Below are 13,928 nucleotides of genomic sequence, written 5' to 3' on the forward strand. Positions count from 1 at the left end.
GTTTTGACAGCCATCATCGAAAATTTCGAATGCTCAAGCTTAGCCTCGATGCCCTGCAGATCCGCAAGAGCGCTACCCGTGGCCTGGCCGAGCATGGCTGGCTGTCCTCGCGCCATACCTTCTCGTTCGCCAGCTACTACGACCCCCGCTATGTGAGCTTCGGCCCGCTGCGGGTCATCAACGAAGACAAGGTGATCGGCGGCCAGGGTTTCGGCACCCACAGCCACAGCAACATGGAGATCGTCTCCTACGTGCTGGGCGGCGCGCTGGAACACAAGGACTCGATGGGCACCGGTTCGGTGCTGCGCTACGGCGACGTGCAGCGCATGAGCGCAGGCAGCGGCGTCAGCCACAGCGAGTTCAATCATTCGGCCAGCGATCCGGTGCATTTCCTGCAGATCTGGATCTTCCCGGAGGCCGAGAACATCGCGCCGTCGTATGAGGAGAGCCACTTCACGCCGGAGAGCAAGCGCGGCCAGCTGCGCCTGATCGCCTCGCCGGATGGCGCCGATGGTTCGCTGCATATCCATCAGGATGCGCGCATCTTCGCCACCATCCTCGATGGCGAGCAGAAGCTGCACCACGCCCTGGCTGCCGGCCGCGGCGCGTATGTGCAGGTGGCGCGTGGCCAGCTGCAGGTCAACGGCATCACCCTGGAAGCGGGTGACGCACTGCAGGTCAGCGACGAGGCACAGCTGACCCTGGAAAACGGCAACGACGCCGAAGTGCTGGTGTTCGACCTGAAGCTGTAACCAGCATGCCCGCGATGCCATCCGGCAGCGCGGGCATGTCCTGTTGCAACGCGATCAGAACCTGTACGTCACTGCCAGCCGCACGTTGCGCGGCTCGCCCCAGGTGTAGGTGCTGTACCAGCTGAAGATCGTGTAATAGCGCTTGTCCAGCAGGTTGTTGACGTTGACCGTGGCCGACAGGCGATCGTTGAACTGGTACCGGGCCATGGCATCCAGCAGCCAGTACGGCTGGGTGCGATGAACCACCGACGTGCCACTGGCCGGGTTGGTGATGTCGCCGAACGTGGAGTCCTGCCAGCGCGCACCGCCACCGACGGTCAGGCCCTGCCAGTCGCCGCGCAGGCGGTAGCTGGTGTGCAGGCTGAACTGGTTTTCCGGCTCCAGCGTGGTCACCTTGCTGCCGGCCTGGCGGGCGATCTTGTGCGCAAAGCCACCCTGCACCTGCCAGCCCTCGGCCAACTGCCCGGACATCTCCAGTTCGTAGCCCTTGGTGCGTACGCCCATCAGTGCGCGATAGGCGTCTTCTCCGTTGGGCGTTTTGCCGCCTGTAAGCTGGGCGAAATTGTCCTGGTCGAGCTGGAACAGTGCCGCGCTGGCATTGAAGCGGCCGTCGAGGAACTCCGCCTTCAGGCCCATTTCATAGCTGCGGCCTTCCAGCGGATCCAGTGCCTTGCCCTGTTCGTCGCGTTCGCTGTGCGGCTTGAAGATGGTGCTGTAGCTGGCATACACCGAATAGTGCTGGCCAAGGTCGTAGACCACGCCGGCATAAGGCACGAACACGCCGGTCTCGCGCGTCTGCGGCGAACGGTAGCTGGCCAGGCGGCTGCCGACGATCACCTTCAACGGGTCGGCCACGTCGAAGCGACCGACCACGTACAGGCCGTTCTCGCGGGTCACCTCATTGTTGCCATAACCGCGCTGCCATTCCGGCTCCGGGATGTCGCCCTTCCAGCTGTTGTAGTCGGCAACGGCGGTCGGGTACCCGGGCTGCGGCGAATAGCCGGTGTTGGTCCAGCGCTTGCGCGAGGCACTGCCGCCGACCACCAGTTCATGCTGGCGACCGAACAGGCCGAAATTGCCGCTCAGATAGAAGTCGGCCGCGTTGCTGACCGTCTTGCCGACGTACTTGCCCAGCCACAACGAGACGCCTTCGCCGGTGACCGGATCGGGATTGCCACCGGCCGCACCGGCCAGTGCCGCATCGTAGCCGTTGACCTGATGGTTGAGCTGCAGCTTGGCTACCCAGTCGTTGTCGAAGGTATGTTCCAGCGTGGCAAAGCCGGTGCGCACGTATTGGCGCCAACCGCTCCAGTGGGTGCCGTTGTTGAACGAGCGCGGCATGTCGTTGAAATTGCCCTGGCTGTCCAGCAGCGGAATACCGCCCCAGGTCGAGCCCTTGGGATCGCTCTCCAGCACGTCGCCACCGACTGTCAGCAGCGTGCGTTCGCCCAGATCGGCTTCCAGCACGGCATAGCCGACCTTGCTGGTGCGCTGGTAGAAATCCAGATTGGAATGCTTGTCCTGCCAGGCACCTACCGCGCGCCCGCGCACGCGGCCATCGGCGGCCAGCGGGCCGCCGACATCGACTTCGGCACGGTAGTCGTCCCAGCGGCCGACGCCCAGCGTCGCACTGCCAGCAAATTCCTTGCCCGGCTTCTTGCGCACCAGGTTGATGGTCGCGCCGGGGTCGCCCATGCCGGTCAGCAGGCCGGTGGCGCCCTTGAGCACTTCGATGCGGTCGTAGATCGCGGTATCGCTGAGCGTATTGCCGGCCGAGTACGCCGAGTCGCGTGACATCGGAATGCCGTCGTACTGGAAGTTCTGCACGGCAAAACCACGTGCGTAGTACTCGGTGCGCTCACTGTCGTAGGTGACGATGCTGATGCCCGGGGTCACCCGCATCACGTCATCGATGCCATCCAGACCGAAGTCGTCCATCTGCGCACGGGTGATCACGCTGATGGTCTGCGGGGTCTGCCGCGGAGTCAGCACCAGGCGGGTGGCGGTGGCGATGGTACCCGGCGTGTACGCGCCGCTGCCCTCGGTGATGGTGCCCAGCTGGTTGGCGGTGACCTGCACGGTCTGCAGGGTCTGCGAGGCTGTCCTGCCCTTTTCTTCAACCGGCGCCAATTGCGCCGAGGCGGCGCCGGCAGTGGCCACTGTGGTCAGCAGAAGACCATTGGCAAGGGCCCTCGCCAATGGGCGGCGACGCAGGGACAGCACGGAAAAACGAACAGGCACAGACGACACGACGGGACCTCCACGAAGGGGTGGGATCCTCTGGCGGCGGCTCGAGGGGAAGGGGGAATGCGGCCAAGGGCGGCCGGCGCAGGAGTTTACTCTCCTGCGCCCCCACTGTCGTGGGGTGGCGCCAGTGCCTGACCAGGGACTGCTGCCTGGCGATAGTCAGCCGTCGACGGCGGCTACGGCCTCCAGGATCAGTGCTGACACTTCGGAGGGATGCGAGGCCAGCGAGGCATGGCTTGCCTCCAGCTGCAGCAGGCGCTTGGGCTGCATGCGTTCGGCCATGGCCTTCTGGTTCTGTGGCGCGATCATCCGGTCCTGGCCGGAAAGCTGGTACCAGCTCGGCTTGTGCTTCCACGCCGGATCGCTGATCGCATCGCCGAAGGTGCTGGCCAGCGGCGCCTTCTGGGTCACCGCCATCACCCAGCCTTCGTCGGCACTGAGGTCCTGGCAGAAGCTCTCATGGAACTTGTCGGCACGCAGCCACAGATAGCCATCGCTGTCCGGGGCGAGGTTCGGTGCTGCTTCGGGCAGGTGCTGCTGGGTAATGCCGCCGGGGCTCTCACCACTGTCCGGCGCAAAGGCGGCGATGTAGACCAGCGCCTGCACATTCGGCTGGTTGCCGGCTTCGGTGATCACCGCGCCTCCGTAGGAGTGCCCGACCAGTACGACCGGGCCATCGATCTGGCGGATCATCCTGCGCGTCCGCTCGGCGTCGTTGACCAGCGAGGTCAGCGGCAGTTCGACCGCCTTCACCTGGTCATGGCCCTTGCGGTGCAGCTCCAGGATGACCTTGCCCCAGTGTGCGGCCCCGCCCCAGAACCCATGGACGAGGAGGATGGTCGGTGTGGTGCTCATGCGCTGATCTCCGGCGGCGGCCGGGCGGAATGCCGACCGTCGGTCTACTCTGCGCTGGCGACGTTAATCCCCGGTGAGGCCTTGGAGCCGGAATTCAGATGTGCGGAGCTGGTGCGCGTTTCAACAGTCCATCAATCCTCTGATATCCGTCGAACAATGCTGGCCGCCCCTGTTGCGGGCACAGTGCCGGGAGAAACGCGCCAGCCAACGACAATGCCTCGCTGTAGCACGTTGCCAGCATCGAAAAGTCACCTGTGCGGGCGCACAGGGCAGCCAGATGGAACAGCCGTCCCCGCCCACGGTGCAGCAGAATCAGAGCAAGCGTCAATTGAGGCGCGGCATGACCATCATGCGCGAGCGCATCGGCGGCAAACAGCATGCGTGTCGTGCGCCCATTGCCATCGGCAAACGGATGGATCGACAACAGGACCACATAGGTGGCCAGTGCCTTCTCGATACCGGACCGTTCCGTTTGCCGGCGCCGTGTGCTGAACAAGCGCACCGACGCTCGCATGGCCTGGACCGCTGAAGGTCCGCGGAACCGTTGACTGTAGGAGTTCTGCGTCGCGATCCCTATTCCGCGCATGCGCTGCGCCGGACGAAGGCCGGTGATCGTTTCCAGTGCCGCTGATAGCTGCCCCAGCGTGCACGCAGCGTGCGCGCGGTTGAGTGCCGGTTCGAGCAGTGCGTGCGCGTGTAGCAGCTCATGACGCTCCAGGTTCCGTTCAAAGAGCTCGGAACGATCAAACGAATCATGCAGCAGCAGCGCGGTTGCCACTGGCAGCGGACAAGTGACGTCCTGCCGAAGCGGAACACCACACGACAGGCGCAGCTCGGAAAAGGCATCAGCGATCCACTGGTCGCTGCAGGTGAACGTGATATCCATGGTTACTGGCGCTCGTAGATGGTGACCAGATCATCTGCAGCACCCGATCGACTCAATTGATAGAGCTCGTTCCATTGCGCTGCATTTGGACGGGGATCCACGCTGGGCGGCGGCAACCCCTGCAGCCGGGCGTCTTCGGCAAGCGCGCGCAGGAACTCGCGGGACTGGATCTGCACGTGCTTCGGGGATGCCATGGCGTCCACGTCAGCCATCACGGTATCCATCAGGTACTGCACGGTGTGATCCCCCAGCGCCAGTGGCACCTCCAGCCGAGCTCGCAGTACACCGGCAGTATCCCGATTCGTAGGTCCAAAACGCTCCTCGTACAGTGCGCGCTCGGCAACCGCACCTTGTTGATAGGCATACAAAGCGCCATGGGCACCGGCATCGAAATTCTGGCTCATGGCCAGCATGTACTCACCACGTTTCTTGAATGCGGAACCCGCCATCGTCAAAAGCCGGGGATCGCGGGTTCCTGCCAGTTGTCGCGGATCGATCGACTCTGCTGCTGCCAGGTCGGCAGCTTTTGGGTAGTGATGCCGATCCATCCATGCCGCCTCTTCAACCGACAACGCAATCAGACGGGGATCGCCCGCAAATGCCTCGCGCACCGTCAGCTTGCGCTGCTGCGGTGGTTTCTTCATGGATGCCAGCGCGTCCGCATCACGCTGCGCCTTCATCCCCGCCATCGCGCCGCGGTAGGGCTGCAGGAGAGGATCGGCCTGGTGAGCCGATTGCAGCGAATCGACATCCCCCTCGACATATGAATCCAGCAGCCACAGTCCGCCGCAGACCAGGACCAGAACCAGGACCGCCAACAGGCCTGCAGCCTTCCAGGTGAACTTCATGGTCAGCTCCCGAACCCGAGATGATCGCAGTAGTTCTTGAAGGCAGCGCTGGATGTACGGCAGGCCGCGTCCATCTGCGACCGGTCATACGCCGGCTGTGACGTCCAGGGCTCGATCCATTCCCACTGCAGAAACCTTGCATACGCCGTGGCCTGGCCTATCACGAATGCACCGAATGCAGGAAATGCGCCACCGAGCCTCTGCTGTCCATCCGCGATCATGTCCTGCCGAAGACGTTCATCGCACTGATGTTTGTCATTGCCATGCGTCCCGTAGCACGTGTCATGCGCATCACAGGCCGCTTTGAACATCGCTCCGAACGCCGCCGCGCCGCCCTGCAACGCCCCTGGTGCAACCAGAAAATCCGGCACCGGTACGCCACCCGCCGTGCCACAGCCATTTACCGCCAGCACCGGCGGGCTGTAGAGGTCACAGCCATGGCCGTCCCAGGCGTAACCGGGGGCATCGGTGCACCATGAGATCTTGTGATATTCGTCGCGCGGGTCTGACGAACCGTCACCGCCGCCCCAGCCTCCTCCTCCTCTGCCCCCGCCAGGGTTGGGAAGGATGGGCGGATAGACCCAGCATCCCGAATCCGTGCAGGTACTGCCTCCGGCCAGTGCGCCGTCGGCAACCGCGCCGCTTCCCAGACCAAGAACGCTGGCCATCACCAGCTTCAGCACGTGCGGTGAGTTCATTGACGATTTCCTCCATGAAGGGCAAGGCGGTGAGCAGGGATTCCCTGCCCCGGTCGCTTCTGCGCGACGGAGAGACCTTAGGAGGTGCTTCGCAGGCTCTGTATCGGAAAATGTCCATGCTTGCGCCAAGGATTCCGCTCGTGCGGGTGCAAAGCTGGCGAAGGGTCACACTTCCATGCGCGCGACATCTGCGCGAGCCATTGCGCGAGCATCGATGCAGCGCACCGTCGCTGCATGCGCCGTCCTCACAATGGCCCGAATGCGCTACCTGCAAGGGAAGACCGGAGGAATCGCCACGATGCATTCGTATTCGACATCCGATGTCATCCATGGCACTTGCCTACGGATTATGAAAACGTTTTCATGCAATCGACCCTCTGGAGCCTTCCTCGCGCATGACGCCCTCTTCTCCCCGCGCCCAGCAGCACGCGACCCGCGCTGCGTTCTTCATCCCCGGCTTTGCCACCGCTGCCTGGGCGCCGATGGTGCCCTTCGCCAAAGCCAAGGCCGGGTTGTCCGACGCCAGCCTGGGCGGGCTGCTGCTGTGCCTTGGCCTCGGCTCGCTGCTGGCGATGCCACTGGCCGGTGCGTTGACCGCGCGCCTGGGCTCGCGCCGCTTGATGATCGCGACCACGGCCTTGATCCTGCTCGCCCTGCCACTGCTGACGCTCGCCCCCACGCCGCTGGCACTGGGAGCAACGCTGTTCGTGTTCGGCGCGGGTGTGGGGGCGATGGACTGCACGATGAACATGCAGGCGGTGGCCGTCGAGCGCGATGCAGGGCGGCCGATGATGTCCGGCTTCCACGCGTTCTACAGCATCGGCGGCTTCATCGGCGCCGGCTGCATGACCGGCCTGCTGGTTCTCGGCACGCCCCTGTGGCTGGCGTCATGGGTTGCCGTGGCGGCGATGCTGCTGGTGGCCCTGTTGTCGGCACCGCACTGGCGCCCGCAGCGCATTCTGCATGACGGCCCGATGCTGGCCCTGCCGCACGGCGTGGTGCTGTTCATCAGCGTGCTCGCCTTCGTGGTGTTCCTGGCCGAGGGTTCGATGCTGGACTGGAGCGCGGTGTTCCTGGCCGAAATACGCCACGTGCCGCGCGACCAGGCCGGTGCCGGTTTTGCCGTGTTCACGCTGGCGATGACGGCGATGCGCCTGTTCGGCGATGGCATCGTCGAGCGCCTCGGCCGAACCCGTACCATCGTCATTGGCGGCATCACCGCTGCGGCCGGTTTCGCGCTGGCCACGCTGGTGCCCTCCTTTGCCATGGCGCTGGTCGGCTACGTGCTGGTGGGCCTGGGCTGCGCCAACATCGTGCCCGCCCTGTTCTCGATGGCCGGTCAGCAGCGCGCGATGCCGGAGAGCATTGCGATCACCGCAGTCACCACGCTGGGCTATGCCGGCATTCTTGCAGGCCCCGCAGCGATCGGCGCGCTCGCCCATGCCACCAGCCTGGGCTTTGCCTTCCTGTGCGTGGCAGCGATGCTGCTGGGTGTAGCGGCATCTGCACGTTCGCTGGCCCGCCGCCTGCCCTGACGCTCAGCCGCGTGCTGGGGTTTTTGCGGGTGTGTCGACGCCATGCACCAGCCATTCGGCCTGGGCCGGCAACTGCGGTGCCGGACACGCGGCTTTCGGATGGTGCTCGTCGCGCGCCATCCAGTCATCGACCACTCCGGCCAGCAGGTCCAGCCGCAGCGGCAGGGTGATGTGATCTTCGCCGCGCATCTCGATGTAGTGCGCACGCGGATTGGCCTGCGCCAGCGCACGCCCCTGGCTGACCGGAATGTGCTGGTCGCCCTGCCCGTGCAGCAGCAGCACGCAGGCGCGGGTATCGGCCAGCGCGCGGGCAACATCCACCTTGTCCAGATCCACGTCGATGCGGCGGCTGGCGGCGGCCACCACCTGGTTGATGTCCTGGCTGCCGTAGCGCCAGCGTGCATAAGAAGCGATGGCCTGTGCCTTCAACCCTTCCGGCTGCAGGGCCATCAGATGCGGAATCATGGTGCGGATCGCAACCCCGGCATTGGCGAACGATTCCATCGCCACCACGCCGGCGACCTGGTCGCCCAGCTTGTCGGCGGTGAACAATGCGGTGGCAGCGCCGTAGGAAACACCGAACAGGTACAGCGGGCCGGTCACTTCGCCGCGCGCGCGCAGTTCGGCGATGACATCCACAACATCGTCCGACTCATAGGTGCCGTAGCCGGAGGGACCGGCGCCGGACTGGCCATGGTTGCGCAGGTCCAGGGTGATCACGCGGTAGCCCGACTCGGCCAGCTGCAGCGACCATGGCAGCATCGAATCACCGTTCATCATCCAGCCGTGCAGCAGCACCACGGTGCCGCGCGGTGCCTGCGCGCGGAACGGCTGCGGTACGGACAGGCTCAACCCGGTATCCAGCGGCAGGCCGTTCTGGTGCTGCTGCGGCAGGTAGTGGTAGCGCGCACCGTAGTCGCCCGGATCGAAAGCACGCCAGAAGATCGGCACGCCATCACGGCCCGGGGCGAAGCCATGCCGGTTCGGCAGCGCGGCCACAGCTGCGGCGATACGCGGTTGATCAAGCAGGGTCGAGACGCCACCGGGCGCGATCAGGCGATCGCTGAGCGAGGTGGACGAGGCCGTCATCGAGGAAGAGCATGCAGCCAGCCACAGGCCGGCGCACGCCAGCAAAAGCAGCAGCAGGCGCTTCATGGGCAGTCAGGGGAAAAGTGCGACAGCGTGGCAGGTTAGCGGCCACGCCCGGCGCCATCTATCGCAGCTGGATGACGGGTTGATGACAGCGCAGGATCGATTCAGCTTGTCACAATGTCGCGACCGGCCAAAGCATTGATCCGGATCAATGAATGCCATCGCATGAATGGCCACAGTGCCGGCATGCGCACCCCGTTCAAGCTCGCCATTGCCCTGGCCGCCACCTTGGCCGCCGCTTACGGCATCGCCCGCAGTACACCGTACTGGTTCGCCCCACGGCAACAGGCCGAGGTCAACATCCACGACCCGGCCCTGATCGAGCAGGGCCGGTATCTGTCGCGTGCTGCCGACTGCGCCGCCTGCCATACCGCACCGGGCGGCAGGCCGTTCGCCGGCGGCCTTGGCATGCAGACCCCGATGGGCACGCTGTACTCGACCAACATCACACCGGACACGGAGACCGGCATCGGCGCATACGACTACGCCGATTTCGAGCGCGCGGTGCGGCGTGGCATCCGCCATGACGGCCAGCCGCTGTATCCGGCCATGCCCTACGCCTCGTACGTGATCGCCAGCGATACCGAGATCAAAGCGCTGTATGCCTACTTCATGGGTGCGGTGCAGCCGGTCCGGCAGGACAACGCCGACAGCACGATTCCGTGGCCGGCAAACATGCGCTGGCCGCTTGCCTGGTGGCAGCTGTTGTTCGCACGCCCGCGCAGCTTCAGCCCTGATCCCACCCTGGATGCCGGCCAGCAGCGCGGCGCCGAGCTGGTTGAAGGCCTGGCCCATTGCGGCGCGTGCCATACCCCGCGCGGGCTGGCCTTCCAGGAAAAGGCGATGGCCGATGATGGCCGCCGCCAGTTCCTGTCCGGCTCGGTGCTGGAAGGCTGGTACGCGAAGAACCTGCGCAATGAACAGACCGGCCTGGCCAGCTGGAGCGAAGCCGAAATCGTCGAGTTCCTGCGTACCGGCCGCACCGATCGCTCCGCGGCTTTTGGCGGCATGGCCGATGTGGTCGAGCACAGCACGCAGTACCTGTCCGACGCAGATCTGCTGGCGATGGCGCGGTACCTGAAGCAGCTGCCGGCGCGCGAAGGGCGCAGCGCGCAGTGGACGCCGGGCACCGACACCACTACCGCCGCACTGCGCGGCGGCGATTACCGGGTGGCCGGTTCGCTGGCCTACGCCGAACACTGCCAGGCCTGCCATCGCGCAGATGGCCGGGGCATGCCGCGGGTCTACCCTGCCCTGGCGGGCAACTCCATCGTGTTCGCCGACGATCCCAGCTCGCTGGTGCAGGTAACCCTGACCGGCGGGCGCACGCCACATACCGCGCATGACCCCATGGCATTCACCATGCCGGGCTTCGAGCAGCTGCCCAATGCGCAGCTCGCCGACATCCTCACCTTCATCCGCAACAGCTGGGGCAACCAGGCCAGCGCAGTCACTGAACTGGACGTAGCACGCATGCGCCGGGTGGTGCGTGACAAGCCGGCGCATGTGGTCCCGCAGGAGACGGCGCAATGAGGCGTTCGAAAAAGCGTTCGACAGCGTTGATCGCCAGCGCGGTCGTTGTGGTGCTGCTGGCCGGTGCTGGCGCGCTGCTGTACCAGCACCTGTACCCGGACCTGGACGCGGAAGTCGCAAGGACCCTGGACATCCTCGACAGCCACGGCCAGGTGGTGGGCCAGTACCACGTACCCAGTGCCGAGGAGATCGCCAGCCTCGGCAACGCCGACGCGGTGATGTTCGGCCGTCGCCTGCTCAACGAGACCGCACGCCTGCTGCCGGACAACGTCGGCAACGATCTGAACTGCAATTCGTGCCACATGGCCGAGGGCAAGCGACCGTTCGGCAACCACTATTTCAATACCGGAGGCGGCAGCTATCCGCGCTACATGCCGCGACCGGGCAGGGAAATCGGCCTGGCCGAGCGCATCAACGGTTGCCTGCAGCGCTCGATGAACGGCAAACCACTGGCCAAGGACGCGCCGGAGATGCGTGCGATGCTGGAATACATGGCGTGGCTGAGCCGCCCGGTACCGGAGGGTGCGCGCGTGGCCGCGCCCAGCGAAGGGCCGATCGACAGCACGCTGACACCGGACCCCGTGCGCGGGCAGGCGCTGTATGCCGCGCAGTGCGCCGCCTGCCACGGCGACAACGGCGAAGGCCGGCGCGATGCCAGCGGCGATATCGCGTTCCCGCCGTTGTGGGGCGAGCGCAGCTTCAACATCGGTGCCGGCATGGCGCGGTTGTACAAGGCCGCAGGCTTCGTCAAGCACAACATGCCGCCGGCAATGACCCGTGAACCGCCACTGGGCCAGCAGGTGATGCCCGACCAGGACGCGGTGGATATCGCCAGCTACTTCATCAACAAGCCGCGCCCGGACTTCGCCGGCAAGGCCAAGGACTGGCCGCGCGATCCAAAACCGAAGGACGCGCGCTACTGAGCAACGCCCCGGTCTTGCCGGCCGTCACACAACACACTCCCTGCATCTGCGCGTCACCGCCATGTCATCGGCGCTGCCGACACTCCCGGACTTTCCTCCCTTGAAGGTCCGGTTTCGATGCGAACGATTGCGCGCTTTCCCCGTATCTCGCTGCTTGCCCTGCTGATTGCTCCCGCACTGGATGCCCTGGCCGAAGCACCGCAGGGCGATGTGGCCGATACGCGAAGCGCCGACGCGCGGACCCTGGACCAGGTACAGGTGATCGGCCAGGCCACCAGCTATGCCAAGACCTCCGTGCGCCAGGAAACGTTGAACCGACAGACCGTGTTGAGCAGCGTCAATGGCGCGCTCAACGAAGTGCCCGGCGTGGTCGTCAGCGAAGCCGATGCCACCGGTTCGTCGGTCTGGGGCACGCAGATCAGCATGCGCGGCTTTGTCACCAACCGCGACACCCAGCAGATCGGCACCACCATCGATGGCCTGCCCAATGGTGGTTCCGGTTATGGCGGCGGCTCGCTGGCCAACCGCTACATCGACACGCTCGACCTGGAAACGGTGGAAGTGAGCCAGGGTACGGCCGATATCTCCTCGCGCTCGAACGAAGCACTCGGTGGCACCCTGAACTTCCTCACCAGCGACCCACTGCAGGAGCAGCGACTGCGCATGGTGGTGGGTGCCGGTGACAATGAAGCGCGCAAGTACTACGTGCGCTACGACACCGGCCTGCTTGGAGGGCATACCCGCGCATGGATCAGCGCATCGTCGGCGCGCGTGCATGACTGGATCGATGGCACCGGCCACACCAGCAACGACAACATCGCCGGCAAGTTCATCACCGAGCTGGACCGCTGGACCCTGACCGGCTACCTGTCCTACAACGATGCCGACGAGCCGGAGTACACCAGCGTTTCGCCGCAGGGGTTCGCCACCAACCCCGACCGCGACGGCCTGGTCGGCACCCTAACCGGCATTCCGTACCTGGACCAGAACTACCGCTCCGGTTCGCGCGCACTGCGCGAGAACACGTTCGGCTACCTGCGCGCCGCCTTCGATGACGGCAACGGTTTCAAGGCCTCGATGGCCGCCTACGGGCACCGCATGCAGGGTCGCGGTGACTGGCTGCCGCCGTACCTGGCCGACGTCAACGACGACGGTGCCGGTCGCCCGCAGTCGGAGTACCTCGGCGGCAGGACGGTCTACGGTGGCAGCAACCGCGGCCAGATCTACTTCGTGAACCCCGACGGCAGTTCCGCCCAGCGCCTGGCCAACTGCACGCCGCGACTCGGCTTCAGCGCCGAGTACGACCCCAACTGCTACGCCGGCAACGTGCAGGGCGCGCAGTCCTACCGCCACTCCCACTACGACAACGATCGCGTGGGCGTGACCGCCGACGTCGAATGGCGGCAGACCTTCGGCGCCATCGACAACACCGTACGCGGCGGGCTGTGGGTGGAGAAGCTGGACCGTTCCGTGCGCCGCGATTGGCACCGCCTGCTCAACGTCGGCCAGGACATCGCCTTCGACCACCAGCCCTACTGGGTGCAGTTCGAGGACAAGTACAAGGTCGACGAGCAGATGTACTACGTCGAGGACGTGGCCCGCTTCGGCCCGTTCAGCGCGCGACTGGGCGTAAAGCAGTTCTTCGTCGACCAGTCCCGCCGCCGCGTGATCGGCGCCGCCGAGAATGTGAAGTCCGACTCGAAGTCCGATCCGCTGCTGTCCACCGGCTTCACCTGGGCCCCGGGCGTGGAGGGCTTGGAACTGTTCGCCGGCTACTCGCAGAACTTCGCCGCGATCCCGTCCGGCGTGCTGGGTGAAACCGATCCCCAGCGCTTCCGCAACGTCGAACCGGAGACCGCCGACAACATCGAACTGGGCATGCGCATCAGCCGCTGGCCGCTGACCGCCTCGGTCACCCTGTACAACATCAAGTTCGACAACCGCATCGTCTACCTGCCGGCCGGCCTGGTCAGCGGCATCGACTACCTCGGCGAGACCGATGGCGTCTATGAGAACTTCGGCGGCGTGGAGAGCAACGGCCTGGAAGCGGCCTTCGGCTACGGTTGGGACAATGGCTGGCGCATCAATGCGGCCTACACCTACAACCGGTCCAAGTACCTGGGCAGCGGCAACGACGCGCGCGACACGCAGCTGGGCATCGTCGATGGCGCCAAGGTGATCGGCCAGCCGGAGCAGATCCTGGTGGTATCGGCCGACTGGCAGGGTGAGAACTGGAACTTCGGCCTGTCCGGTCGCTACCTGGGCGAACGCTACCTGGATGCGGCCAACGTCAACAAGCTGCCCTCGGCCACCGTGTTCAACGCCAACATCGGCTTCGACCTGCAGGGCCTGTCGCCGCGCCTGAAGGGCATGGGCGCCAACCTGGTGGTGAGCAACCTGACCGACAAGCGTTATCTTGCAGGGGTGGACGGCCGCGACAACGCCTTCATCGGCGCCCCGCGCACCGTCGGCATCTCCTTCCGCGTGGACCTGTGAGTG

The 13,928-nt window shown here is 65.4% G+C and carries 11 protein-coding genes; 5 read left to right on the forward strand and 6 right to left on the reverse strand.

Annotated features, from left to right (window positions below):
• The first annotated feature begins 29 nt into the window (after window positions 1-29).
• Window positions 30-752, forward strand: a complete 723-nt coding sequence (locus ACUXVE_RS14850) for a pirin family protein (RefSeq protein WP_445514687.1) — start codon at window positions 30-32, stop codon at window positions 750-752.
• A gap of 54 nt (window positions 753-806) precedes the next feature.
• Here ACUXVE_RS14850 and ACUXVE_RS14855 read toward each other — a convergent pair whose 3' ends face one another.
• The 5 genes from ACUXVE_RS14855 to ACUXVE_RS14875 all read right to left on the reverse strand — a co-directional run bounded on the left by ACUXVE_RS14855 (window position 807) and on the right by ACUXVE_RS14875 (window position 6,286).
• Window positions 807-3,002: a TonB-dependent siderophore receptor gene (locus ACUXVE_RS14855; RefSeq protein WP_445514688.1), complete on the reverse strand. Its 2,196-nt coding sequence runs from the start codon at window positions 3,000-3,002 to the stop codon at window positions 807-809.
• Window positions 3,003-3,158: 156 nt separating this feature from the next.
• The gene (locus tag ACUXVE_RS14860; protein ID WP_445514689.1) at window positions 3,159-3,854 is read right to left on the reverse strand and encodes an alpha/beta hydrolase; all 696 of its coding nucleotides are present in this window, start codon (window positions 3,852-3,854) and stop codon (window positions 3,159-3,161) included.
• A gap of 94 nt (window positions 3,855-3,948) precedes the next feature.
• Window positions 3,949-4,740 carry a Fic family protein gene (locus ACUXVE_RS14865; protein WP_445514690.1) on the reverse strand — a complete coding sequence of 264 codons (792 nt, stop codon included), beginning with the start codon at window positions 4,738-4,740 and terminating at the stop codon, window positions 3,949-3,951.
• 2 nt (window positions 4,741-4,742) lie between these two features.
• On the reverse strand, window positions 4,743-5,588 hold the full coding sequence (locus tag ACUXVE_RS14870; protein ID WP_222389976.1) for a hypothetical protein: 846 nt from the start codon (window positions 5,586-5,588) through the stop codon (window positions 4,743-4,745).
• Window positions 5,589-5,590: 2 nt separating this feature from the next.
• Window positions 5,591-6,286, reverse strand: a complete 696-nt coding sequence (locus ACUXVE_RS14875; RefSeq protein ID WP_445514691.1) for a hypothetical protein — start codon at window positions 6,284-6,286, stop codon at window positions 5,591-5,593.
• Window positions 6,287-6,681: 395 nt separating this feature from the next.
• On the opposite strand from ACUXVE_RS14875, the gene ACUXVE_RS14880 reads away from it, so the two are divergent.
• A complete protein-coding gene (locus tag ACUXVE_RS14880) occupies window positions 6,682-7,821 on the forward strand; it encodes an MFS transporter (RefSeq protein WP_093820029.1) in 1,140 nt (379 codons plus the stop codon).
• Window positions 7,822-7,824: 3 nt separating this feature from the next.
• Here the strand turns inward: ACUXVE_RS14880 and ACUXVE_RS14885 are convergent, their stop codons facing one another.
• Window positions 7,825-8,976, reverse strand: a complete 1,152-nt coding sequence (locus ACUXVE_RS14885) for an alpha/beta fold hydrolase (RefSeq protein ID WP_032976526.1) — start codon at window positions 8,974-8,976, stop codon at window positions 7,825-7,827.
• 183 nt (window positions 8,977-9,159) lie between these two features.
• Here ACUXVE_RS14885 and ACUXVE_RS14890 point away from each other — a divergent pair, with 183 nt between their 5' ends.
• The 3 genes from ACUXVE_RS14890 (at window position 9,160) to ACUXVE_RS14900 (ending at window position 13,925) form a co-directional block, all read left to right on the forward strand.
• Window positions 9,160-10,506 (forward strand): c-type cytochrome, encoded by a 1,347-nt coding sequence (locus tag ACUXVE_RS14890; protein ID WP_445514713.1) that lies wholly within the window; start codon window positions 9,160-9,162, stop codon window positions 10,504-10,506.
• Window positions 10,503-11,429 carry a c-type cytochrome gene (locus ACUXVE_RS14895; protein WP_445514692.1) on the forward strand — a complete coding sequence of 309 codons (927 nt, stop codon included), beginning with the start codon at window positions 10,503-10,505 and terminating at the stop codon, window positions 11,427-11,429. Before ACUXVE_RS14890 ends, ACUXVE_RS14895 begins: the two co-directional genes overlap by 4 nt.
• Before the next feature lie 117 nt (window positions 11,430-11,546).
• Entirely contained in the window at window positions 11,547-13,925 is a 2,379-nt protein-coding gene (locus ACUXVE_RS14900) for a TonB-dependent receptor domain-containing protein (protein WP_445514693.1), read from the forward strand.
• The last annotated feature ends 3 nt before the right edge of the window (window positions 13,926-13,928 follow it).

The sequence above is a fragment of the Stenotrophomonas sp. 3(2025) genome (assembly GCF_052665395.1).